Below are 23,679 nucleotides of genomic sequence, written 5' to 3'. Positions count from 1 at the left end.
CTATCGCAGCAAACGGAAGGGCAGGCCGGATATAAGCGCCTCGACATAACGCTTCTTCTGGAAGTTTCCATTCAGCGATACGCGTGGCAATCCTGTTGGTTGCTCAAGGCTTCGCTGGCTGAGGACGCCCGGCTGCGTTGTCACGGCAGTGGCGAAGCCTGCATCGGCCGCCGCGCGGAACTCTCGATCGCTTGCGGCGGAGGACCAACCGTAGGGATATGAAAACGATTTCGGACGGCAACCGACATAGCGCTCGATTGCCTCCGTCGATTCCCGGATTTCGCGTTGCAAACGTTCCGCGCTTACGCGACGCAGGTTCACATGAGTGACGGTATGTGCGCCAAAATGGACAAGCGGATCCTTCGCAAGGTCTCTCAGTTCCTGCTCGTTCATAACGAGATCGTCCACGAATTTTATTGGATCGATGCGATGGCTTCTCGCCATATCATCGATTCTGCGCACAGCCTCGTCTTCGTCGGTCGACTGGACGAAGGCCACCAAGCGATCGTATAGCCCAAACTTCTCGCTCACCGTTGCGGATTTGACAATTTCCGGCCCGTTGCCGAAATCAAAGTCGACCGAGGAGACTTCGCGCGCCATCGCCGCGGCCGTTTCCCACCACATCGTACGCGTCCGCTCTACAAATCCGGGATTGACGAAAATCGTGTATGGAATGTTGAATTTCCCGAAAACGGGCGCTGCAAATTCTGCATTGTTGCGATAGCCGTCATCAAGCGTAAAGGCGACGAACTTACGCCCATCGGCAGGGTTCGCCAGCAAGGCCGGCAGGTGGTGAAGGTGGACGGGCGTTAGGCCGCGCTCCAAAACCGCCCGAATGGCCTCCACCAGAAACTCCGGCGTGATCGAATGAATGGCGTTTGGCGCAAATTCGGGCCGCTCCGTTTCCGGGCGAACATGATGAAGCGTGAAGATCAGTCCACGACCGCCGGCGGATGGAATCAACCGTCCCAGACCCGTCGATGCGACCGCCTCCAGGCCCACGCGGATGGCGGCATATTTCAGACGACGCTTCACCAGGGCAAGCGTTCCGGGAGCGCCGCCAAGAATCACCGAACCCAAGCTGCGCAAACGCTGCCTTTCCCCATCAAAAACCGCATAAGTGTATCGGAAATTTCTTACAGCTTGTCCGAGAAGCCTGCAACTTTTCCCGGCGCATATAATTTCCGCTTGGAAAAGACCCTGAAAATGGCAAAAACGTTGCAATTCCGCCACAATGCGTTGCATGATTGCAACGCATTACGTTAGGTTGGGGGCATGGCGATATTGAACCCGTTGAGTCTGTTTGGACAATTGAGCGCATCCTCGCAGGGTGGCGAAGGGCGCAAGCTGCTTGCCCTTCCGGGAATCGTTACCGTCGTCACCGCGCTTGTGACAGCCGCCGTCTCCTTCGTCATCCTCATCGGTCTTACGCCGATCAACCCCGACCGCAACGTCACGCTCGCGCTCACCACGATCAATGTGGCGCTGATTCTGTTCCTGATCCTGCTGATTTGCCGGGAAGTCTATCGCATCGTCCATGCGCGGCGGCATGGCAAGGCAGCGGCACGGCTGCATGTGCGCATCGTCGCGCTGTTCTGCCTCATCGCCGCGGTTCCCGCCATCATCGTGGCGATCGTCGCGTCGGTCACGCTCAATCTGGGCCTCGATCGCTGGTTCGAGACGAACACCCGGACGATTGTCGAATCCTCACGCAGTATTGCCGAGGCCTATCTCAACGAAACAGCGCGCAACCTGCAAGGCACGACCTATTCGATGTTGCAGGATCTCGATGAGCAGCGCACCCTCTATAGCCTCGACCGTAGCGGGTTCATCAAGATCATGTCGCTGCAGGCGCGCGGACGCGGACTTCTCGGCGCGTTTCTTTTGCGCGACAATGGCGACATCATTTTTAAAAGCGACTTGGGCACGGAAAATGCGTTGCCGCCGCCGCCGCCGGATACACTCCGTATAGCGCGGGACGGGAAGCCTGTCCTGATCCCGCCCGGCAATAGCAATTTCGTCGGTGCCGTTATCAAGATGCGGCAAATTCCTGACGCGTACCTTTATACAATCCGCGCCGTCGAGCCGAAAATCATCGACTCGATGCGGCTGATGGAAGCCAATACGAAGCGCTACCAGGAGCTGGAAGCCAACCGCATTCCCACGCAGATTGCGTTCGCGCTGCTTTATTTCGGCTTGACGCTGGTGGTGCTGCTCTCTGCGATCTGGACAGGCATTGCGGTCGCCGACCGGCTGGTGCGTCCCATCCGCCTGCTTATCGGCGCCGCCGACGACGTGGCGGCGGGCGATCTCGACGTATCGGTACCGGTCAGAAGCTCTGATGGCGATGTCGGAGCTTTATCCGGCACGTTCAACAATATGGTGGCGGAGCTGAAGAGCCAGCGCAACGAGCTGATTGCGGCTAAGGACCAGATCGACGAACGGCGACGGTTCTCCGAAGCGGTTCTTTCCGGCGTGACGGCGGGCGTTATAGGCATCGATACGGACGGGCTGGTCAGCATCGTCAACCGTTCCGCGGAACAGATGTTCGGCATGAATCCAAAGAAGATCATCGGCAAAAGCCTGACGGGCGCCGTGCCGGAAATCGGGCAAGTGTTCGAGATTGCAAGGGCGACCGGGCGTCCTGTTCACCGCGAACAGGTGACGATGACGCGGGCCGGCAGCTCACGCACGTTCAACGTGCAGATCACCGTGGAAGACGCCGCATCGGACGAACATTCCTATGTCGTGACGGTGGATGACATAACCGATCTCGTTCAGGCGCAGCGCTCCTCGGCCTGGGCGGATGTGGCGCGGCGCATCGCGCATGAGATCAAGAACCCGCTGACGCCGATCCAGCTTTCCGCCGAGCGGATACGCCGGCGCTACGGCAAGGTCATCACCGAGGATCGCGAGGTGTTCGACCAATGCACAGAGACGATCATCCGGCAGGTGGGCGATATCGGCCGCATGGTCGATGAGTTCTCATCCTTCGCGCGCATGCCGAAGCCTGAAATAAAGCCGATGGATTTGCGCGAGGCACTGCGCGAGGCGGCCTTCCTGATCGAGGTGAGCCGCAACGATATCCGCTTCGAACAAGCTTTCAACGGCGAGCCGCTGGTCGGCGAATTCGACAGCCGGCTATTGGGCCAGGCGTTCGGCAACGTTATCAAGAACGCCAGTGAGGCGATCGACGCCGTCCCAAAGGAGGAGCGGGGAGAGGGCCATATCCTCATCCGCGCGCTGCGCGAAGGCGAGCAGCTCATTGTCGATGTGATCGACAATGGCAAGGGGCTACCGGGCGAGAACCGCCAGCGGCTGCTCGAACCCTATATGACGACGCGCGAGAAGGGGACAGGCCTTGGCCTCGCGATCGTCAAGAAGATCGTGGAGGAGCACGGCGGCCATATGGAATTGCATGACGCGCCGCCGGATTTTCATGATGGCAAGGGCGCAATGATACGCATGGTCTTCCCGGTGGCGGGAGAGATCGAGAAGAAATCACATAAGAAGACAGGGCAGGTGAACTGATGGCGTCTGATATTCTTGTTGTCGATGACGAAGCGGACATTCGTGAACTGGTAGCCGGCATCTTGAGCGACGAAGGGCACGAGACCCGTGTGGCGCACGATGCCGATAGCGCGCTGGCGGCAATCGGCGATCGCGTTCCCCGATTGATTTTTCTCGACATCTGGATGCAGGGCAGCCGGCTCGACGGGCTGGCGCTGCTCGATGAGATCAAGGTCCGGCATCCGGAGCTTCCGGTGGTGATGATTTCCGGCCACGGTAACATCGAAACCGCCGTTTCCGCTATCCGGCGCGGCGCCTATGATTTCATCGAGAAGCCGTTCAAGGCGGACCGTCTCATTCTTATCGCGGAAAGGGCGCTCGAGAACTCTAAGCTGAAGCGCGAAGTCTCGGACTTGCGCAAACGCAGCAGCGACAGTGTGGAACTGCACGGCACTTCGCTCGCGATGAATCATCTGCGCCAGACCATAGAGCGCGTTGCGCCCACCAACAGCCGCATCATGATCATGGGGCCTTCCGGTTCCGGCAAGGAGCTGGTGGCGCGCACCATCCATGCGCTTTCAGGCCGCGCGCGCGGCCCATTCGTGACGGTGAATGCGGCAACGATCACGCCGGAACGCATGGAGATCGAACTTTTCGGCACCGAGATGGATGGCGGCGAGCGCAAGGTCGGCGCGCTGGAAGAGGCGCATGGCGGCATCCTCTATCTGGACGAGGTTGCCGACATGCCCCGCGAGACGCAGAACAAGATCCTGAGGGTGCTTGTCGACCAGCAGTTCGAGCGCGTCGGCGGCACGAAGCGGGTCAAGGTCGATGTCAGGATCATTTCATCGACCGCCCAGAATCTCGAAGGCATGATTGCCGAGGGGCGGTTTCGCGAGGATCTATTTCACCGCCTCGCCGTCGTGCCGGTGATGGTGCCGGGGCTTGCGGCGCGGCGTGACGACATTCCAGCCCTCGTCCAAGTGTTCATGAAGCAGGTCGCCGAGCAGGCGGGTATCAAGCCGCGCAAGATCGGACCGGACGCCATGGCCGTCCTGCAGGCGCATAGCTGGCCGGGCAATGTGCGCCAACTGCGCAATAATGTGGAGCGGCTGTTGATCCTCGCACGGGGTGATAACCCGGATTCGGTCATCACGGCCGACCTGCTGCCGGCGGAAATTGGCGATACACTGCCGCGCGCGCCGACGGAATCCGACCAGCACATCATGGCGCTGCCGTTGCGCGAGGCGCGGGAGTTGTTCGAAAAGGAATATCTGATCGCGCAGATCAACCGCTTCGGGGGCAATATTTCGCGCACGGCCGAATTTGTCGGCATGGAACGCTCCGCATTGCATCGCAAGCTCAAATCGCTCGGGGTTTGAAAATAAGCATGTAGAGGAAGTACATGCGCGCAACAGTTTCACGCCATCAACATTTTTCAGATTGCAGAAAAAACGCCATCCTGTTACCGGAATATAGAGGGTTGGACTTGGCTTGTCGCTTTTCTGCCACTGTCGGCTCGATTGGCCGCGTCGCCTGTTTTTTGGGAACTTTATTTCTCAAGACGGGCGTACGCCTAAGCCATATACGCGTATGAGTCAGTTGCTGATCGAATTAAAGGATAAAAAAAATGGCTGAGCGATCGCAAAATCTTCAGGATCTCTTTCTCAATTCCGTTCGGAAGCAGAAGATTTCGTTGACGATCTTTCTCATCAACGGCGTCAAGCTGACGGGAATCGTCACCTCGTTCGATAATTTCTGCGTGCTTTTGCGGCGTGACGGTCACTCGCAGTTGGTCTATAAGCATGCGATCTCGACCATCATGCCAAGCCAGCCTGTGCAGATGTTCGAAGGCGAAGAAGGGCAGTAATTGCCCTCACAAGGATTAACCATTGAGTAAATCAAAAGGGCGCACGCCACAGGGGGGCGATGCGGATTTCGGATTTGATGTTTCCGGAAAAACCTCCACGCGCGCCATTGTCATCGTTCCGGTCCTGCCGGAGCGCTTTCAGGATGCCGGGCAGGGCGACGACGCTCACCGCCCGCAATTTCGGCGCAGCAACGAGGCGCGCCTGGAAGAAGCGGAAGGGCTGGCGCGGGCCATCGACCTCGATCTCGTCCATTCCGATATCGTTATCGTCGGCAATCCGCGCCCGGCAACGCTTTTAGGTTCCGGTAAAGTCGAGGCGATCGCCGAAATCCTCAAGGAAAAAGAGGCGGAGCTCGTCATCGTTGATCATGCACTGACGCCGGTGCAGCAGCGCAACCTCGAAAAGGAATGGCATGCGAAGGTCATTGACCGGACCGGGTTGATTCTGGAAATCTTCGGACGCCGGGCTCAGACGAAGGAAGGCGCGCTGCAGGTCGAGCTGGCGCATCTGAACTACCAGAAGGGACGTCTCGTCAGGAGCTGGACCCACCTTGAGCGCCAGCGCGGCGGCGGCGGGTTTCTCGGCGGTCCGGGTGAAACGCAGATCGAGGCCGACCGGCGCATGTTGCAGGAAAAGATCCTGCGCATCCGTCGCGAGCTGGAAACGGTGGTGCGCACCCGTACGCTGCATCGCCAAAAGCGCAAGAAGGTGCCGCACCCGATCATTGCGCTCGTCGGCTATACCAATGCCGGCAAGTCGACGCTGTTCAACCGCCTGACCGGTGCGGAAGTGCTGGCAGAGGACATGCTCTTCGCCACGCTCGACCCGACGTTGCGGCGCATCCGCCTGCCGCATGGCCAGACGATCATCCTTTCCGATACGGTCGGCTTCATCTCGAACCTGCCTACCCATCTGGTGGCCGCGTTCCGGGCGACGCTGGAAGAGGTGGTGGAAGCGGATTTGATCCTGCATGTGCGCGATATTTCCGACCCCGACAATGCGGCGCAGTCCGAGGATGTCGAGAGCATCCTTGCGAGCCTCGGCATAGAGCGCGGCGATACCAGGCGCATATTGGAAGTGTGGAACAAGATCGACCTGCTCGACGAAGCGGGCCGCGAGGCAGCGTTGCGCCTGAGCGCGGCCGCGGTCGAGGATGCGCGGCCTATCGCTATTTCAGCCGTGACGGGGGAGGGCGTCGATCATCTCCTGTCGGTGATCGAGGGCCGTATTTCCGGTAATCTGGAACATATCGCACTCGATCTGTCGCCCGGCGAACTGCATATGCTCGACTGGATTTACCAGCATGCCAGCAACATCCGCCGGGAAGACCTGGAAGACGGCTCATTGCGGATAGAGGCGGATATGACCGCCACGGCGCGGAAAAATTTGCAGGAGCGGATGCAAGGGTCGAAATAGCCCGGCTACTTTCTTAGCTTTTTCGCCTTTTGCCAAAGCGCTTCCATTTCTTCCAGCGAAGCCTCATTGAGCGAGCGTTTTTGTTCGTTCAGCGAATTCTCGATGAAGTGAAACCGCGAACGAAACTTCTCGTTCGTCGCGCGTAACGCGCTCTCCGGCTCGATGTCGAGATGCCGGCCGAGATTGACGAGGGCGAACAGCAGGTCGCCATATTCTTCTGTGATGTCAGCTTTTATTCCGCTTTGCAGGGCTTCGCGCAACTCTTCCGTTTCCTCGGCGATCTTGTCGAGGATCGGTTCGGCCTCACTCCAGTCGAAGCCGACTTTTGCCGCTTTCTGTTGCAATTTCAGCGCGCGCATCAGGGCGGGGAGGGCCTGCGGCACGTCATCGAGGAAGCCGTCCTTGTCGCCGCCTTCAAGCCCCAGTTCCGTCCGTCGTTTCGCGCGCTCGGCCTTTTCCTCGTCCTTGATGCGATTCCAGGCGCCTTTCGCCATGCCTGCCTCGCGGGCATCCTCGTCGCCGAAGACATGCGGATGGCGGCGGATCATCTTGGTTGTGATGGCATCGACCACATCGCCGAAATCGAAAGCGCCCTGTTCCTCCGCCATGCGGGCGTGAAAAACGACCTGCAGCAGAAGATCGCCCAGCTCTTCCCTCAGATCGTCCAGATCGCCGCGCTCTATCGCGTCGATCACCTCGAAAGCCTCTTCCAGAGTATAGGGCGCGATGGTGCGGAAATCCTGTTCCAGATCCCACGGGCAGCCTGTGACCGGCGTACGCAGCGCGGTCATGATCTCGATCAGGCGTTCAATATTGCGCGAAGGTTTCATGCGGGAAATCCACGGGGCTTGCGGGCAGGGGACAATTTGCTTATCCGATCGGATAGATGCTGATTATCATCGATGAGGCTCAACGCAAATGACCATCCTCGTGACCGGCGGCGCCGGCTATATCGGTTCCCATACTTGCGTCGAGCTTTTGCAGGCGGGGCATGATGTGGTGGTGGTCGACAATTTCGACAACAGCCACCCGGAAGCCATGAACCGTATCGCAAAGATCACGGGCAGAGCGCCCGCAAGCGAGACCGGCGATATCCGCGATCAGGCTTTTCTCGAAGACGTTCTGCGCCGCCACGGCTGCACCGCGGTCATCCATTTCGCCGGGTTGAAGGCGGTGGGGGAATCGAGCGAAAAGCCGCTGCATTATTACGATTACAACGTCGTCGGCACGCTGCGCCTTTTGCAGGCCATGCAGGCTGCCAATGTGCGCAAGCTCGTTTTCAGCTCCTCCGCCACTGTCTATGGCGAACCGCAAAAGCTGCCGCTCGAAGAGAAGCACCCGCTATCGGCGACGAACCCTTATGGTCGCACCAAGCTGGTGATCGAGGAAATGCTGCGCGATTTTCACCAGAGCGATCCTTCCTGGCATATCGGCATATTGCGCTATTTCAATCCTGTCGGCGCGCATGAGAGCGGCTTGATCGGCGAGGACCCGAAAGGCATTCCCAACAATCTGATGCCGATCATTGCGCAGGTCGCCGGAGGGCGGCGCGAAAAGCTCAAGGTTTGGGGCAATGATTATCCGACGCCCGACGGTACCGGCATTCGCGACTATATCCATGTGGTCGATCTGGCGCGCGGACATCTGAAGGCGCTGGAAAAGCTCGATGAGCCGCAATGCTTCGCCGTAAATCTCGGAACAGGGCAGGGCTATAGCGTGATAGACGTGATCAAGGCGTTCGAGCATGTCTCGAACCGCCAGATCGCCTATGAAATCGCGCCGCGCCGTGCGGGCGATGTCGCCATTTGCTATTCCGACCCTGCTCATGCGAAGGATTTTCTTGGCTGGTCGGCAACCAAAGGCCTGCGCGAGATGTGCCAGGACATGTGGAACTGGCAGGCCAAGAACCCGAATGGGTATGAATAAGGATATTGCTTGATGGAGGCGTTGCTCACCCCCCTCTGCCCTGCCGGGCATCTCCCCCTCAAGGGGGGAGATTACGCCTTCATAGACCTGCGGCACCAATCGCCGACGTCGCAGGATGAGGGCCGAGCGTCGTGTCAGCCAATCTCCCCCCTTGAGGGGGAGATGTCCGGCAGGACAGAGGGGGGTACTGTCCCGCCAGCATTTCAAATCGAAATGCTCAGGTAATGACTCCCATGCGTTTCCTCCCCGACAAATTCATCCTGATGCTTATCGCGGCAATTATCACGGCATCCTTCCTGCCGGTGAGGGGGGAATTTGCCGAATGGTTCGCCATCGCGACGAAGATCGCGGTCGGGCTCCTTTTCTTCCTGCATGGCGCGCGGCTGTCGCGCGCGGCGGTGATGGCGGGGCTGGTGCACTGGCGGCTGCATCTCGTCGTGCTCGCCGCAACCTTTGTGCTTTTCCCGATTTTGGGACTGGCGGCGGGATGGCTGGTGCCGGGGCTTAGAGAATCCGCCTTTTATACCGGCATCTTGTTCCTCTGCGTCCTGCCCTCGACCGTGCAATCCTCCATCGCATTCACGGCGATTGCCGGGGGGAATGTCTCCGCCGCGGTCGTATCGGCTTCCGCATCGAACCTGCTGGGCATGTTTCTGACGCCTCTGTTGGTCGGTCTTCTCTTCACCGTGCAGGGCAGCCATGGCATATCGCTTCATGCGCTGGAAGGAATTCTCCTGCAATTGCTGGCGCCATTCCTGCTGGGCCAGTTGCTGCAGCCGCTGATCGGCGATTTCATGCGCCGCCATAACAAGGCGCTTGGGGTGGTAGACCGGGGATCGATCCTCATGGTCGTCTATCTCGCCTTCAGCGAGGCGGTGGTCGCGGGCTTGTGGCACAGCGTATCCTGGGAAGACCTCGCCATGATGGTCGGCGTCGATATGGCGCTTCTGGCCCTGGTGCTGCTCATCACCGCCTTTGGCAGCAAATGGCTGGGCTTTAAGCTGGAAGATCGCATCACCATCATGTTCTGCGGCTCGAAGAAAAGCCTTGCCAGCGGCGCGCCCATGGCGAACGCGATTTTTCCCAGCCAGGTCGTGGGCAGCGTCGTTCTGCCCTTGATGCTGTTCCACCAGATCCAGCTCATAGCCTGTGCCATGCTGGCGCGCAGATATGCGGACAGAAAGCTCAAGCGGGAAACAGCCTCAAGGGCGTCTGTGTAAATTATAACAATATCAATGCGATACATCGCTATCCTAAATTAGGAAATCATTTTGAAAGCCAGCACTGAAGAATTCGACGTCGTTGTGCTGGGCGCCGGAGCGGCCGGCATGATGTGCGCGATCGAGGCCGGAAAACGCGGAAAATCCGTGCTGGTCGTGGACCATGCGAAGGCGCCGGGCGAGAAGATCCGCATCTCCGGAGGAGGGCGCTGCAACTTCACCAATCTCAACGCCGCGCCGGAAAACTTCCTTTCCGCCAACCCACGCTTCTGCATCTCGGCCTTGCGACGCTATACGCAACGGGATTTCATCCGCTTAGTGGAGCGCCACGGCATTGCCTATCATGAGAAGACGCTGGGGCAGCTGTTCTGCGACGGCTCCTCGCGCCAGATCATCGACATGCTGGTGAAGGAAATGCGCGAGGCCGGCGCCACCTTGCAGCTTGCGACTGAGATCGGAGAGGTCGAAAGAGCGGGCGAGGAGTTCTCTGTTGCCCTGTCGACGGGCACCATCCGCTGCCGCTCGCTGGTGGTGGCCACTGGCGGCAAGTCCATTCCCAAGATGAGTGCAACCGGTCTCGGCTATGAGATCGCGGCGAAATTCGGCCTGCCACTCGTGGAAACGCGCCCGGCGCTGGTGCCGCTGACATTCGAGGCAAGAACGCTGGAGAAGCTGAAGGAACTGTCGGGCATAGCCGTCGATGCGGTGGTCGGCTGCGGCAAGAAGCGGTTTGCCGAAGCGGTCTTGTTCACGCATCGCGGCCTCAGCGGTCCTGCGATCCTGCAAATATCGTCCTATTGGCGCGAGGGGCAGGAAATCGCCGTCTCGATGTTGCCGGGAACCGATATCTTCGAACGATTGAAGACCGCGCGGACGCAAAATGGCCGTCAGGCGGTGCAGACGGCGCTGGCCCTATATCTGCCGAAACGCCTGGCGCAGCATATTGCCGAACAGGAAAAAGCCGAAGGGAACCTCGCTGATTTTTCAGACAAGCGTTTGCAAAACATCGCCGCCGCCGTCAATGACTGGCGCATAAAGCCGGCGGGATCGGAAGGCTATCGCACCGCGGAGGTGACGCTTGGAGGCGTCGATACGCAGGCGCTCGATTCCCGGACGATGCAGGCAAAAGCGGTGCCCGGACTTTACTTCATCGGCGAAGTCGTGGATGTCACGGGCTGGCTCGGCGGCTATAATTTCCAATGGGCCTGGTCATCCGGCTGGAGCGCCGGGCAGGCGGCCTGAATTGCAGGAAACAATCGTGATGAGTGAATTCGACGAAGAAGCACTGGCGGAAGCCTACAATCGCGCGCTGGGGCTGGAGAAGGCAGGCGATCTCGACGGCGCAGCGCTGGCTTATGCCGAAGTCCTCAAGATCGATCCGGACGATCATGGCGGGGCAGCGGTGCGGCTCGCCAGCATCGGTCGCGGCGCGGTGCCGCAGAAGGCGCCGGACGCCTATGTGGCGACGCTGTTCGACCAGCACGCGGAAATGTTCGATACCATCCTCGTCGATGAGCTGGGCTATGACGTGCCGCTGCAATTGCGCGAAATGTTATTGACGCGGGATGAAGACGCAGACTTCGCCCGGATGCTCGATCTTGGTTGCGGCACGGGACTTTCGGCCGATGCTCTGGACGACGTGGCCGACCACAAGACCGGCGTCGACATCTCCGAGAACATGATCGAAATCGCTCACGAAAAAGGCGATTACGACGCCTTGTTCGTGGGGGAGGCCGTCCGGTTTTTGCAAGAGACCGAAGGCCCTGCCTGGGACCTGATCGTGGCAACGGACGTGCTGCCCTATATGGGCGAACTGGACGCTTTTTTCGCGGGCGTCGGCAAGCATCTGGCTCCCGGCGGAACATTCGCATTCTCAAGCGAGACGCTGCCTAACGAGGTTTTGGGCGACCGCCCCTTCATGGTCGGCCCCCACCAACGCTTCGCTCATTCTGCAGCCTATGTGCACCGGATGCTTGAGGCAAACGGCATGGAATGCACCGAATGCGCTAAAATCGTCGTGCGCGCAGAACAGGGAAAGCCGGTGCCGGGACATCTCATGCTGGCAGTGAAGCGGCTGGCGTGAGCGTTGAGAAATCGCATATAACTAATTGATTTTATGCGTCCATTCGAAATAATTTGACGCAGCGTCAATCCTCCGTTGTTCTTGTTATCAAAGACAAGGGAGGAATACGATGAATCGATACGCGCAGGGAACGCTCGTTCCGCGGCGACTTTTCTTCGATCCGCCTGAAAAACAGTTGGTGCGTATAAGTCCTGACGGCAGGCGGATCGCCTTTCAGGCGCCGATAAATGGTGTTCTCAATCTCTGGCTTGCTCCTGTAGATGACCCGGAAAATGCCCGGCCGCTTACCAATTATCGCGAGCGGAACATCGGGCCGGCGCTCGTATGGGCGTATGACAACCGCCACATTCTGATTATCCGCGACAATGCCGGCGATGAGAACTGGTGCATCTGGAGCGTCGATATCGAGACAGGGGAAGCCAGGGCGCTCACGCCGACAGATGGCGTGCAAGCTCATGTTCAGCAGACGTCGCGGCATTTTCCGGGCGAGGCCCTGATTGCACATAACGAGCGCGACAAGCGCTATTTCGATATCTACCGCATCGACGTGGCGACCGGAAAAGCCTCCTTGGTGGAGAAGAACGACGGTTTCGTCGGGTTCTTCACCGACCAGCATTTCCAAGTGCGCCGGGCGGACAGATATACCGCTGATGGCGGGATAGAACATCTCAGCCGCGATGAAAGCGGCGCGTGGTCGAGAGTGGTCAGCCGCATCCCGGTCGAGGACAGCCTGACGACATGGCCGATCGAATATAGCCACGACGGAGAGGTCCTCTACTGGAAGGACAGCCGTGGCCGCGACAAAGCTGCCGCTGTTGCCGAGGATATAAAGACTGGAGCCATTCGCATCCTGGCTGAAGACGCGCGGGCGGATATCGGCGGGATGCTTTTCGACCCGGTAACGATGCGGCCCATCGCGGCGGCAAGCACTTTCGATCGCAGCCAATGGAAAGTTCTGGACCCGGAATTTCAGCAGGATTTCGATATCCTCGCGCAGCTCTTTCGCGGCGAGCTTGTGTTCACCGACATTTCCGACGACGGCCTCAAGATCATTATCGCTCATCGGCAGGATACCCGTCCGCTCGAATATTTCTGCTATGACCGCTCCACCAAACAGGCCGGAAGGCTCTTTTCGGCGCAATCGCGGCTTGAGAATGTGCCCCTGGTGCCGATGGAACCCGTCATCGTGCGCGCGCGTGATGGGCTCGAACTCCTCTGTTATCTTTCGCGTCCGACGGAAAGCAAAACCGGGCCCGGACCGATGGTGCTTTTGGTTCACGGCGGCCCTTGGGCGAGGGATTTGTGGGGCCTCAATCCCGTACACCAATGGTTGGCCAATCGCGGATATGGCGTATTGAGCGTCAATTTTCGCGGCTCGACCGGCTTTGGCAAGGTGTTTGTCAACGCAGCCAACCGGGAATGGGGCGGCAAGATGCAGGACGATCTCATCGACGCCGTCGATTGGGCGATTTCCGAAGGCATCGCCGACCCGAACCGCGTGGCGATCATGGGCGGCAGCTATGGCGGCTATGCCGCGTTGGCCGGTCTCACATTCACGCCGGAGAAATTCGCCTGCGCCGTCGATCTGGTCGGCATATCCAATCTCGTCACCTTCATAAACGCGATTCCAGACTATTGGCGAAGCTGGCAGTCTGAATGGAAGGTCCGTATGGGCGACTTTACCACTGAGGAGGGGAGGCGCTTCCTCGAGGAGCGCTCCCCCTTGAACCATATCGACCGGATCGTGCGTCCCTTGCTCATCGCGCAAGGAGCCAATGATGTCAGGGTAAAGGTCTCCGAGTCGGACCAGATCGCCGCGGCGATGCAGGAGCGCGGCATTCCCGTCACCTATATCCTGTATCCCGACGAAGGCCATGGCGTTGAGAGAGCCGAAAACAGGCGTTCGTACTTCGCAGTGGTCGAAGCATTCCTGGCCGCGCATTTAGGCGGTCAACGCGAGCCTGTTGGGGAAGACTTCACCGGCTCTTCGGTCCAGTTCATGGCAGGCCGCGAATTGATCGACGGGCTCTCGGAAACGAAAGCATGAATCATTTCTACGAACTCCGCCCCGTCATGTCCGCCGAAGACTGGCGCCGCTTGCATGAAATCAGGCGTACCGTTTTGTTTCGTCCGGGGCGCCAGTCGGTTGCCTATGATGAAAATCATCCTGATGACCGGGCAGCGGACAATGTGCCGTACCTGCTCCACCTCGATGATCGTCGCATCGGTGTCGTCCGCCTCGATTTTCGCGGTGAGATAGCCATCGTCCGGCTTGTTGCTATCGCGGCAGACGAACAGGGGAAAGGCCATGGACGGCAGCTGGATGCCTTGGTGGCGACCGAGGCGAAGCGGCGAGGGGTAAAGAGCCTGCATGTCAACGCCGCTCCGGAGGCGGTCGGGTATTATGAAAAGATGGGCTGGAAACGTGCGGGCTGGGATCCGGACGAACTCACTGGCATCGCAAGGAATTGCACCCAGATGACCAAGCAGATGGACGGATAACATCCAGCCTGTTGCCTCGGATTCTCACATTCCCTATGGTCCGCGAGCCATGCAGGATCGGGAGGGAATCATGCGCGCGGAACCAACGGGCGACGACGGACAACTTGCAGGACGCCGCGAGTGGGTTGGGCTCTGCGTTCTCTCGATAGCCTGCCTCATTTATTCCATGGATCTGTCCGTGCTGTTTCTGGCCATGCCGGCGATTGTGGCGGACCTCGACCCGTCCGCGTCGGAACTCCTCTGGATCAACGACATCTACGGCTTCATGGTCGCGGGCTTTCTTGTCACCATGGGTACGCTGGGGGACAGGATCGGCCGCAGGCGCGTCCTCCTGATCGGCGCTTTTGCTTTCGGCGTGGCTTCCGCATTGGCCGCTTTCTCAAGCACGGCCCAACAGCTGATTGTTTCCCGCGCCTTGCTCGGAATTGCCGGTGCGACGATTGCACCTTCGACGCTTTCCCTCGTGGTCAATCTGTTCCGGAACGAAGCCGAGCGGAACCGCGCAATCGGTATCTGGGGCACGGCTTTCGCCCTGGGCGGTCTTGTCGGGCCATTGATTGGCGGCGCGCTCCTGCAATATTTCCATTGGGGATCGGTCTTCCTGATCAACATCCCCGTTATGATAGCCCTGCTGATCGCGGCGCCTTTTCTGCTGCCGGAGTACAAGAACGACGAGGGCGGCAAGCTCGATCTCTTGAGCGTGCTGCTATCGCTGGCAACGGTTCTGCCTATTATTTACGGCTTCAAGCATATGGCGGCCTATGGTTTCGAGCCGCGCCAGCTGCTGCCGATATTCATTGGCCTGTTGGTCGGCTTCCTCTTCGTGCGCCGCCAGAAAAGCCTCGCTCACCCGCTCATCGATTTGGCACTTTTCCGCATACCGGCCTTCACCGCCTCGCTGATGGTCAATCTGGCCGGTGTTTTCTTCGTTTTCGGCACCTTCCTTTTCCAGAACCTCTTCCTGCAACTGGTGCTGGGTCTTTCGCCGCTGCACGCGGCCCTGTGGTCGATCCCTTCGGCGCTTGTCTTCACGATCATGTCGTTCCAGGCTTACCGGGTCACCAACCGCCTTGGCCCGGTCCGGACTGTTCTGATAGGCCTGCTCGTCAATGCGGTGGGAACGGCGGTGATGGCGGCTGCGGCCTATGCGGAAAGCCTCGTTGGCGTGCTCGGCGCAAGCATGCTCGTCGGCCTCGGCTTCGTGCCCGTCATCCTCACCACCACAGGCCTGATTGTCGGCACAGCCCCGCCCGAACGCGCCGGCTCCGCCTCCGCCATATCCGAAACCAGCGCGGAGTTCGGCGGCGCGCTCGGTATCGCGCTGCTGGGTAGCCTCGGAACGGTGGTCTACCGCATGAAGATGAGCAGCGTGGATTTGAGCGGCCTCAATGAAGCCCAGGCAGCGGCAGCCGCATTCACACTCGCCGGAGCGGTCGAGATTGCCAAATCCTTGGGCGGCGCGACGCCGGCATGGCTGGAAACAGCAAGAGCCAGCTTCGCGCTTGGCTTTGCCGTATGCTGTCTGCTTGCCACCGTCACGCTCGTGATACTGGCGGTTGTCGCCCGCAAGGTTTATGCCAGCGCCCACATCGACAACAAAAGCCATCCGTGAGCACCAGTTCCAAGACGTCATTCTCGAGCTTGTCCCGAGAATAGAAAGTGAATGGGATTACGCGGCGGAGAGCACCTCATGTCGTAAGTTCATAGGAACTTGGGTTAACCTCGTATAAACCTCAAAATACAACTTTAAAGAGAATCTTTGCGCCAATAGAAAACTCATAATAGTATTTACGAGCGAAATCTTTGTTGCACATCATTTTTAGGAGGATAAATTGCGTACTATCATATTTGCTGCGGTCACCATGGCCGTTCTGGCAGGCGCAGGCACCGCTTACGGCGCCGGATCTGCACCTAACAAAGCCGATTCATCCACGCGTCCCGCATCGATTCCGTCCGACTATGTCTTCACGCCTTTCGGCTATTTCTCGCCGAAATGTGTGATTGCCCTGGGCAAGGACGAAGTAGGGCTTCCCGGTGGGGATATTCGCGATGGAGCAGGGAACGTGCGGAAGCCAGCGCCTTGCGCCGAACCGCGGTATTTAGGCGACGGCACAGTTGCATCGAAGGCAACACCTCCAGCAGGCAAACCTGAAAATGCGCCGCTGGATATATCTACCTGGCAAATGGGCACGGTGATGGATCTAACTACCAGGTTCTCCATTCCTTATGATGCGTATCAAATGCAGATGACGGTTCCCACCGTTCCAGCCCTGAACGGACCGACACTCTATTTCTTTACGGTCCTTCAAGCTTCGGATATTGCCACACTACAACCGGATGAAGCCTGGATTCCGGCATTAGCCTTCAATCAGGCGGCACATCCGGGGAAATGGTCGGCAGCCCTTTGGTGGAACCCCTACGTTAACGGTAATGTTTATTTGTTGCGCGATTATGGCATCTTTTTTCCTGGTGACCAAGTGCAGATGAATATAAAACAAGCAGAAGACGATGGTTTTCTGTATATGATTGCCATAAGTAAAGGCCGGCCAAATTCCGATAGCTGGTATAATGAAAGCGTTGGCACTGGGCCATTTGATGTATACATTGTTATATATCCCGCTGTATACGCAGTAGATTCATTACCTGCGTGTGACCAAACCCCAGGAAGCGTGGGCATTTACTCAACATTCACCAATCCAATGCCCTATACCTTAAGCCCAATTTATTGGCAGAAGCCGGGCGGGTGCATGGACTATGATGTATCGATTCAGGGGGGGAATCCCGTTTATTTGACTACGCTTAAAATACACAACTGAATCGATTGGAACGCCAACTCACCGCAGCGCGAAAAGCGCTGCGGTGAGTTTTTGCGACACTGGTAGGCAGATGGTAGCGGCTAGCATTATGGGCGAGGGGCCTCAGTCCGAGGGTTTCCAACTCGCCTGCAATAGGCTACAGACGCCCCTCCCATAATTTCCCGCCCCTGTGAGCCGTCTATGAACCGTTTTCATTGTGGTGTCGATTTCGGCACCACCAATTCCACCGTCGGTCTCTGTGAAAGAGGCAACGCTCCGTTCCTGATCCCCGTCGAAGGCGACCACGTCACCATCCCGTCGGCGCTGTTCTTCAGCCTTGAGGATGGCAGCGTGCATTTCGGGCGTTCCGCTGTTCATGAATATATGGATGGTGCGGAAGGGCGGTTCATGCGGGCGTTGAAGTCCATCCTCGGCACCAGCCTGATGAAGGAAACGACGGCGGTCGGACGCGAGCGCATGAGTTTTCAGGACCTGATCGGACGCTTTCTCCGGCATCTGAAGGCCCGTCTCGAGCAGCATTCAGGCGGCATGCCTGAACATGTGGTGTTTGGCCGGCCCGTATTCTTCATCGATGGTGACGAGACCGCCGACCGCGCCGCGCAAGACCAGCTTGCGGCCGCCGCGCGCGCGGAAGGCTTCCGCCATATCGAATTCCAGTTCGAGCCGGTCGCGGCGGCGCTCCACTTCGAGCGTATGCTCAACGAGGAAGCGCTCGCGCTGGTGGTCGATATCGGCGGCGGCACGTCCGATTTTTCCGTCCTGCGGCTCTCGCCGGAGCGGGCACGGGCAACGGACCGGCGCGGCGATATTCTGAGCACATCGGGCGTCCATGTCGGCGGCACCGATTTCGATCGCTGCCTCAACATTGCAGAGGTGATGCCGCATCTGGGGCTCGGCACGAAAACCCTCGACGGCAAGCGCAATCTGCCCGTCTGGTATTTCAACGACATGGCAACCTGGCACCGGATCAACCAGCTCTATACGGCGAAGAATTTGCGCGACATCCAGTCGCTGGCGCGCGAGGCAGCCGAGCCGGAAAAACTGGCGCGCTTCGAGCATCTGCTGGAGCATCGCTCCGGCCACAGGCTGGCGGCGCAGGTGGAGAAGGCCAAGATCGCCCTGACCGATGCGCCTGACACTATCATCCGCCTGGTGGAACCGGGCCTGTCGATGGAGCTACCCGTCGACCGCCATGCATTCGAGGCGGCGAGCACCGAGCTGGCGGCGAAAATCAGCATCGCGATCGACGATGCGCTCGTTGGGGCAGGGGTGGCCGGCGGGGCGATCGACACCGTGATCATGACCGGTGGCGGCGCGCTGGTTCCGCTGGTGCGAACAGCCGTGACGTCACGCTTCCCCGATGCCCGTATCGCGCAATCCGACCAGTTCGGATCGGTGGGACTTGGGCTCGCCGTCGATGCCGCCCGGCGGTTCGGGTAAACGTCTCCCGTAAACGCGTTGTTTTTTCAGTGTTCTCCAACTTATTGGGATGTGCGGTTTGGCCCGCCTTTCAATAAAGGAGTTTGGCCGCTGGGGAATTAGCTCGTCGCTCGCAGGGAGCGGCGAAGGAGAGGGGACTGGGGAATATGTTTTTAAAACGGGGAACTGGATTGAGCGGCGCCTGGAAGGCTGTCATCGCCGTCATCATGGGCAGCATCCTTCTTACAGGCTGCATGACGCGCGATCCACGTCTTGTCGAGGCATTGAAAGGCGTACGGGTTGCCGAAGTCCAGGTTGAATCCACGCCGGATGTGGCAACGGGCTTGCCGATGATCAACGGAAAGACGCCCGAGCAGCAGGTCGCCATCGTCGTAAATGCACTCCATACGGTCGCCACGCGGGACCTCAAAGGCTATCCGGGCGGGTCCAGCCCCGCGCGTCTGGTCATCACCTTGCAACGTGCCGACCTTGCCTCCGAACAAGGGCGCGTCATGCTGGGAAGCAATAGCTCGATTACCGGCACGGTTCGCCTGGAAGACATCAAGACGGGCCAATTGATCGCGCAAAACCCGCGCATTTACGGCGAGAACAGAGGCGTGAAAGGCGGCGATCTTGGCGGCTTTGTCGTCGCGATGGCCATCAACGCAGCCATGACCAAGAGCCAGGAAGCGCTTGCGGAAAAGCTCGCAACCGACTTTACCAGGCAGGTGAAGACCTGGCTGACGCCGAAGTGAGCGGCACTTACGGATTGTGTTTCGGATCTCAGCGCTCAAGGCATTGCAACTACGGGGCCGCGTAGCGGCCCTTATTTTTTTGGGGAAAGGCACATAGTCCTGTCGTCATTCTCGGGCTTGTCCCGAGGATCTGCCATCAGAAAAAGATAAGCGATTACCGTCCTGACAGATTGGGCCACGGTAGATTCTCGGGACAAGCCCGAGAATGACGGTGAGAGGGGGCTCTGCTTCAAAAGAGAATCCGGTATATACCCGCAGCAATTCCGCAACAAAAGAAGTATTTTTCTATTTTACTATTAGAATTTCGTTTACCATTATCTTAAATTAATAGTTTATTTGAAATATCATCGTCTTATCGACAGGCGTGATTCTAATTTTTTGTCAAAATATACTTATATAACCGGAAGCCAAAAATGACCGCCAAAGCAACGTTTGGTAATACCGTCATTCACAGAATTGGAGCGCCCGCGACGCTCGCAACATTGGCCATCACCGTAAGCCTGATGGCATTGCAGCCCCATACCGCGTTTGCTCAGGTCATATCCAATCCGCAGCAATTATACACTCAGTTTGGTGGCGGACTGGGCGGCCACTCCGCAACATCAGGCAATGACGGCGGCAATGGCGGCGGTGGGCTCGCCACGGGCGGCGGCACTGGCGGCAACGCCGGCGGTGTGGCGGGGGGAACGGGAAGTTCCGGGACGGGCGGCGCCGGCGCGCCGCCTGGCGGCGGGGCAGGCGGCACCGTCGGCACCGGCAGCGGCGGCCATGGCGGAGATGCCACCGGCGCCGGTGGCGGCGGCGGCGGGGGTTTGGGCGATTCCACCACGACCAAGACTGACCCCGATACTGGTGGCGGCAATGGTGGAAACGCGACTGCCGGCGGCGGCGGAGGAGGAGGCGCAGGGGTAAATGCTACCGGCGATCTTATCGCCGTTACTGGTAGAGCAGAAACCAACGGCGGCAGGGGTGGTAACGGCGCCGGAGGAGGGGGTGGCGGCGTCGGTATATATTATGCGGGAAATGGAACCGTCACAAGTAGCTATGCATATGGAGGCGCCGGCGGGCAGGGATTGGCCGGTAACGGCGGCAACGGCGGCGTCGCCATGATGATTGATGGCAGCAATATTATATACAGGCCCACCGTCGATATAAGAACTCCGACATCACAATTAATAGGAGGGAACGGCGGAGCAGGCTCAGCCGGACAATTGAACGGCACCGGCGGCTATGGCCTATGGGTGAGGGGGGACAATAATTTCATCAATAATACCTCTCGAGGTGCGGTTAACGTCCCATCAGCCTCTTATATTCAGGGCGGCAACGCCGCCACGGCGACCGATATCGCGGGGGCGGGGGTCGGCCTTCGTATCGATGGCGACGGCAATAGTATCATCCAGGCGGGGGCCATGTGGGGTGGGATGGCCGGTGCGAATTATGGTCATGCAGCGGAAATAAACGGTAACAATAATATTTTTGAGATACGCCAGAGTTATCCTGGTTACCAATTTTTTGATACCCGCGGGCATGTCATTGCCGTTGGAACCGGCAATGTGATGGAGCTTGGTACCGAGGCGACAAACACCTATATCGACAGCAACTATCGTTTCGACCTTTCCACGATCGTCGACAAGCTCGATCCGAGCGTGATGACCCAGTATTCCGGGTTCAGCGTGTATAAGAAAACCGGCCCCATGGACTGGAATGTCAAGAACGCGGTCGGCAGCGCCGCGCCCTGGATCATCGTGGATGGCGCGCTGGTATTCGATGCGACCGCGGACCTGAGCGCCGCCGCCAGCGTGAAGGTCGGCGTCTCTGGCGCGCCCAATCTCGCGCACCCGACGCTCGATATGACAAACGGCCCCGCCACGTCAAAGATCAAGAGCCTGGCCGGCGATGAAAGAGGCAACGGAAAGCCCCTTGGAACCGTCGATATCGGCACCAAAAACCTGGAGATTACCGCTGCGACAGGCTTGGATTACGCGGGCCAGATCAAAGGCAGCGGGACTGTGACGATTTCCGGCGGCAGACAGATCTTCTCGGGCGATAATAGCACGACCCTGACCGGCAATGTCATCCTGAGCTGTGGAACTCCCGGCAACTGCGGCACGCTCTCGGTCGGCGATGACAAGAACCTCGGCTCGGCACAGAGCGCGCTCGACTTCGAGGGCGGCACATTGCAGGTGACCGGAACCCAATTCAAACAAACCGCGCGCGCCATCAACTGGGGTCCATCGGGCGGCAGCTTCGATATCGAGGACAAGGACAACACATTCACACTATCTGCGTCGCAGGCACTCACCGGCAGGGGTCCGCTCACCAAGCTGGGCGCCGGCACGCTGGTCCTCACCGGCCCCAACACCTATAGCGGCGCAACGACGGTGACCGGCGGCACACTCGTCGCGGGCGCGGCCAATGTATTCAGCCCCAACTCCGCTTTCAGTATCGGTGCCGATAACAACCTCGACCTGAACGGCTTCAACCAGACGATGGGGAGCCTCGCCAATGCCGGCACGGTGCTTCTGGGCAAAACCGGGGCAGGCACCACGCTTACCGTCAATGGCGATTACACCGGGCAGGGCGGCGTGATCCATTTCAACACCGTGCTGGGCGATGACACCTCACCGACCGATCTCCTCCATGTGAAGGGCGCCACATCGGGTACAGGCGTTGTCATGGTGACCAATGTTGGTGGCAAGGGCGCACAGACCAAAGAGGGCATCAAGCTCATTGAGGTCGACGGCGACTCAAACGGCAAGTTCACACTCGCCGGCGGTAAAGCGTATCAAACCGGGAAGCAGACGACGGTAGCCGCCGGCGCCTATGCCTACCAGCTCTATCAGGGTGGAGTTTCCACGCCAACTGACGGTGACTGGTACCTGCGTTCGCAATACCAGGCCGGCATACCGGTCTACGAGGCCTATGCCCAGGTGCTGCAAGAGTTGAACGATACCGGCACAATGCGCCACCGCCTCAGCAACCGCATCTGGAGCGGCGAGGCCAATCCGAGGCTCAACGAGGGCGACGGGCCGGGCACGCCGGCTTCACCTGATGAGGCGGGCGCGGAAATCAACACGGCCGCCAATATCTGGGGCCGCATCGAAAGCGCGCATGGCCGCTTCAAGCCCAACTATTCCACCAGCGACACACACTACAACATCAATACCTATAAGGCAGAGGCCGGACTCGACGGCAAGCTTTACGAGAATGAAATGGGCAGCGTGGTCGGCGGGGTCACGATGCATTACGGCTATGCCAAGGCCAATATGGGCTCGGTGCTTGGTTCCGGCGATGTCGAGGCCTCCGGCTATGGCCTCGGCGGCACGCTCACCTGGTATGGCGACAACGGCGTCTATGTCGATGCCGTGGCGAAGACCACTTGGTACAGCAACGACCTGAACTCCGATACGATGCGTCGCCGGCTTATCGACGGCAATGAAGGCTTCGGCTATGCGCTGAGCCTGGAAGCAGGCAAGCGCGTCGCCCTCGATGGGCTCATCGACACCGGCTGGGCTTCCGACATAACGCTGACGCCACAAGCTCAGCTCACCTGGTCGTCGGTCAAGTTCGATGGTTTCACCGATCCCTTCGGCGCTCAGGTGACCCACAACGAGACCGACAGCCTGAAGGGCCGGCTCGGCATCGCCGCCGATTACGGGCAGGCCTGGCGTGACAGCCGGGGCCACCTAACCCAGACCAACCTCTATGCCAGCGCCAACCTCTCTTACGAGTTCCGCAAGGCGAGCAAGATCGAAGTGACGGAAATCGACTTCGCCACCCAGAATGACCGCACCTGGGGCGGCATCGGCGGCGGCGGCACCTATAGCTGGGCCGACGGCAAATACGCCCTCTACGGCGAGGTCTCAGTCGACACCAGCCTCGAACACTTCGCCGACAGCTACAAGCTGACCGGGAATGTGGGACTTAAGGTGAAGTGGTGATGGAAATCGGGAAAAGTATAGGTTTCGCAAAACCGCATAATACGCGAAAAGCCAGGTTACCTTTGATGACCGGGCGTTGCTATGAAACCACTGCAGTTCCATAATCTATCTTATGCGATCCACAGATGTAGCCGCAAAGTTGAAGTGTCCTGTTTCTGCAAAGTAAGGATGTCACACTCCCCGCGCGTTTGATCGGCCGGGAGATGAGCAGATGGGACTG

General features: G+C 58.9%; 17 protein-coding genes. 15 read left to right on the top strand and 2 right to left on the bottom strand.

All coding sequences use genetic code 11. From position 1 onward, the window contains the following. Window positions 1-1,089: a polysaccharide deacetylase family protein gene (locus C7477_RS16375; RefSeq protein ID WP_245411875.1), complete on the bottom strand. Its 1,089-nt coding sequence runs from the start codon at window positions 1,087-1,089 to the stop codon at window positions 1-3. A gap of 186 nt (window positions 1,090-1,275) precedes the next feature. On the opposite strand from C7477_RS16375, the gene C7477_RS16370 reads away from it, so the two are divergent. The 4 genes from C7477_RS16370 to hflX all read left to right on the top strand — a co-directional run bounded on the left by C7477_RS16370 (window position 1,276) and on the right by hflX (window position 6,797). Further along, the gene (locus C7477_RS16370) at window positions 1,276-3,531 is read left to right on the top strand and encodes a sensor histidine kinase NtrY-like (protein WP_110754098.1); all 2,256 of its coding nucleotides are present in this window, start codon (window positions 1,276-1,278) and stop codon (window positions 3,529-3,531) included. Continuing rightward, window positions 3,531-4,892 carry a nitrogen assimilation response regulator NtrX gene (gene ntrX / locus C7477_RS16365; protein WP_110754096.1) on the top strand — a complete coding sequence of 454 codons (1,362 nt, stop codon included), beginning with the start codon at window positions 3,531-3,533 and terminating at the stop codon, window positions 4,890-4,892. Before C7477_RS16370 ends, ntrX begins: the two co-directional genes overlap by 1 nt. Before the next feature lie 248 nt (window positions 4,893-5,140). Then, on the top strand, window positions 5,141-5,380 hold the full coding sequence (gene hfq / locus C7477_RS16360; RefSeq protein ID WP_068881513.1) for an RNA chaperone Hfq: 240 nt from the start codon (window positions 5,141-5,143) through the stop codon (window positions 5,378-5,380). A gap of 22 nt (window positions 5,381-5,402) precedes the next feature. After that, window positions 5,403-6,797 (top strand): GTPase HflX, encoded by a 1,395-nt coding sequence (hflX, locus tag C7477_RS16355; RefSeq protein ID WP_110754094.1) that lies wholly within the window; start codon window positions 5,403-5,405, stop codon window positions 6,795-6,797. A 5-nt stretch (window positions 6,798-6,802) separates the two neighbouring features. On the opposite strand, the gene mazG is transcribed toward hflX, so the two are convergent. After that, on the bottom strand, window positions 6,803-7,627 hold the full coding sequence (gene mazG / locus C7477_RS16350) for a nucleoside triphosphate pyrophosphohydrolase (protein ID WP_110754092.1): 825 nt from the start codon (window positions 7,625-7,627) through the stop codon (window positions 6,803-6,805). 88 nt (window positions 7,628-7,715) lie between these two features. Between mazG and galE the strand changes: the two genes are divergently transcribed. The 11 genes from galE to C7477_RS19385 all read left to right on the top strand — a co-directional run bounded on the left by galE (window position 7,716) and on the right by C7477_RS19385 (window position 23,459). Continuing rightward, window positions 7,716-8,723 (top strand): UDP-glucose 4-epimerase GalE, encoded by a 1,008-nt coding sequence (galE, locus tag C7477_RS16345; protein ID WP_110754090.1) that lies wholly within the window; start codon window positions 7,716-7,718, stop codon window positions 8,721-8,723. A 233-nt stretch (window positions 8,724-8,956) separates the two neighbouring features. Beyond that, entirely contained in the window at window positions 8,957-9,943 is a 987-nt protein-coding gene (locus tag C7477_RS16335) for a bile acid:sodium symporter family protein (RefSeq protein ID WP_110754143.1), read from the top strand. A gap of 108 nt (window positions 9,944-10,051) precedes the next feature. Beyond that, a complete protein-coding gene (locus C7477_RS16330; protein WP_245411877.1) occupies window positions 10,052-11,185 on the top strand; it encodes a BaiN/RdsA family NAD(P)/FAD-dependent oxidoreductase in 1,134 nt (377 codons plus the stop codon). A gap of 19 nt (window positions 11,186-11,204) precedes the next feature. Beyond that, window positions 11,205-12,026: a class I SAM-dependent DNA methyltransferase gene (locus C7477_RS16325; protein ID WP_110754086.1), complete on the top strand. Its 822-nt coding sequence runs from the start codon at window positions 11,205-11,207 to the stop codon at window positions 12,024-12,026. Between the two features lie 109 nt (window positions 12,027-12,135). Next, window positions 12,136-14,073: an alpha/beta hydrolase family protein gene (locus C7477_RS16320; protein ID WP_110754083.1), complete on the top strand. Its 1,938-nt coding sequence runs from the start codon at window positions 12,136-12,138 to the stop codon at window positions 14,071-14,073. Then, complete coding sequence (locus C7477_RS16315; RefSeq protein WP_110754082.1) at window positions 14,070-14,528, top strand: GNAT family N-acetyltransferase; 459 nt, start codon at window positions 14,070-14,072, stop codon at window positions 14,526-14,528. Before C7477_RS16320 ends, C7477_RS16315 begins: the two co-directional genes overlap by 4 nt. A gap of 70 nt (window positions 14,529-14,598) precedes the next feature. Continuing rightward, complete coding sequence (locus C7477_RS16310; protein WP_110754080.1) at window positions 14,599-16,140, top strand: MFS transporter; 1,542 nt, start codon at window positions 14,599-14,601, stop codon at window positions 16,138-16,140. Window positions 16,141-16,360: 220 nt separating this feature from the next. Continuing rightward, window positions 16,361-17,344: a hypothetical protein gene (locus C7477_RS18820; RefSeq protein ID WP_146226114.1), complete on the top strand. Its 984-nt coding sequence runs from the start codon at window positions 16,361-16,363 to the stop codon at window positions 17,342-17,344. 180 nt (window positions 17,345-17,524) lie between these two features. Then, on the top strand, window positions 17,525-18,784 hold the full coding sequence (locus tag C7477_RS16300) for an Hsp70 family protein (protein ID WP_110754076.1): 1,260 nt from the start codon (window positions 17,525-17,527) through the stop codon (window positions 18,782-18,784). Window positions 18,785-18,954: 170 nt separating this feature from the next. Beyond that, window positions 18,955-19,518: a hypothetical protein gene (locus C7477_RS16295; RefSeq protein WP_245411874.1), complete on the top strand. Its 564-nt coding sequence runs from the start codon at window positions 18,955-18,957 to the stop codon at window positions 19,516-19,518. 413 nt (window positions 19,519-19,931) lie between these two features. Further along, the gene (locus C7477_RS19385) at window positions 19,932-23,459 is read left to right on the top strand and encodes an autotransporter family protein (protein ID WP_110754072.1); all 3,528 of its coding nucleotides are present in this window, start codon (window positions 19,932-19,934) and stop codon (window positions 23,457-23,459) included. Window positions 23,460-23,679 lie beyond the last annotated feature (220 nt).

The organism is Paramesorhizobium leguminum, from assembly GCF_003217235.1.
In the GTDB taxonomy this organism is placed as follows: Bacteria; Pseudomonadota; Alphaproteobacteria; order Rhizobiales; family Rhizobiaceae; genus Paramesorhizobium; species Paramesorhizobium leguminum.
The sequence above is the reverse complement of the archived record's forward strand: the minus strand, read 5'-3'. Positions and strand labels throughout refer to the sequence as shown.